The sequence below is a fragment of the Nonomuraea sp. NPDC049141 genome, from assembly GCF_040648415.1.
Classification (GTDB): Bacteria; Actinomycetota; Actinomycetes; order Streptosporangiales; family Streptosporangiaceae; genus Nonomuraea.
In genome coordinates, this window is sequence record NZ_JBEZDR010000200.1 from 1 (window position 1) to 1585 (window position 1585).

Here is a 1585-nt window from a genome sequence, read left to right on the forward strand (position 1 = left end):
CCGGTGCCGACCAGCAGCGCGGTCGGCGTGGCCAGCCCGAGGGCGCACGGGCAGGCGATGATCAGCACCGCCACGGCGGCGGTGAACGCGGCGGTGGTGCCCGACCCGCTGCCGAGCCACCAGCCGAGGGTGCCCACCGCGAGGGCGATCACGATCGGCACGAAGACGCCGGAGATCCGGTCGGCCAGCCGCTGCACCGCCGCCTTGCCGGTCTGCGCCTGCTCGACGAGCCGGGCCATCTGGGCCAGTTGGGTGTCGCCGCCGATCCGGGTGGCGGTGACCACCAGCCGGCCGCCCGCGTTGACGGTGGCGCCGACCACGGAGTCGCCCGGACCGACCTCGACCGGGACCGACTCGCCGGTGAGCATGCTGGCGTCGACCGCCGAGGTGCCCTCGTCGACCACGCCGTCCGTGGCGATCTTCTCGCCGGGCCGGACCACGAACCGGTCCCCCACCACGAGCTGGTCCACCGGGATCCGGGTCTCCGTGCCGCCGCGCAGCACCGCGACGTCCTTGGCGCCCAGTTCGAGCAGGGCGCGCAGGGCCGCGCCGGCGGTCCGCTTCGCCCGCGCCTCGAAGTAGCGGCCGGCGAGGATGAACACGGTCACCCCGGCCGCCGCCTCCAGGTAGATGTTGCCGGCGCCGTCGGAGCGGTTGATGGCGAGACTGAACGGGTGGGTCATCCCCGGCGTCCCGGCGGTGCCGAGGAAGAGCGCCCAGACCGACCAGCCGAACGCGGCCAGGGTGCCGAGCGAGACCAGGGTGTCCATGGTCGCCGCGCCGTGCCGCAGGTTGATCCAGGCCGCCCGGTGGAAGGGCAGCCCGCCGTAGACCACGACCGGGGCGGCCAGGGTCAGCGACAGCCACTGCCAGAAGTCGAACTGCCAGGCGGGCACCATCGCCAGCGCGATCACCGGCACGGTGAGCACGGCCGAGACCCACAGCCGGGTACGCAGGACGCGCAGCTCGTCCACCGGCTCGGCGGTCGGTGCGTCTCCGGCGGACCGGGGCGGGGGCGGCAGGGCCGCCGTGTAGCCGGTCTTCTCCACCGTGGCGATCAGGTCGTCCGGGGTGACCTCGTCGGCGTACCGGACGGTGGCCTTCTCCGTGGCGTAGTTGACGGTGGCGGTCACCCCGTCCATCCGGTTGAGCTTCTTCTCGATCCGGGCGGCGCAGGAGGCGCAGGTCATCCCGCCGATCGCCAGCTCGATCTGGTTCGGCGCGGTCAGCAAGGGCTTGGTGGTCATCACGGTCCCGTCAGTCGTGCCCGTGGCCGGGGACGCCGTGGCCGGCGTCGGCGGTCGGGGAGCTCGTGGCGGCGGGGGTGCCCGCCGTCGGGGTGCCCGTCGCGGCCGGGACACCCGGCGTGGTCGGACTGCCGGCGACGACGGTGAACTCGGCGGTACGCACCACGCCGCCGTGCTTGAAGTCCAGGTAGAGGCGGTAGGCCCCGGCCGACGGCATCTCCGCCGAGAAGCTCACCTCGGGGCCGGGCCGCGTCCGCCCGTCGCCCGGCTCGCCGTGCGGGTGCACGTGCAGGTACGCCAGGTCGCCCTGGCGCAGCGCCACCAGGTGGCCGTACGCG

General features: G+C 74.6%; 1 protein-coding gene and 1 pseudogene. Both read right to left on the bottom strand.

Features of this window, described 5'->3' with window-relative positions; genetic code table 11:
- Positions 1–1247, bottom strand: a 1247-nt coding sequence (locus tag AB0B91_RS65845; protein ID WP_358343188.1) for an HAD-IC family P-type ATPase, incomplete at its 3' end; no start/stop codon positions are given.
- A gap of 10 nt (positions 1248–1257) precedes the next feature.
- Positions 1258–1585, bottom strand: a pseudogene (locus tag AB0B91_RS65850) (hypothetical protein); the annotation flags it as partial.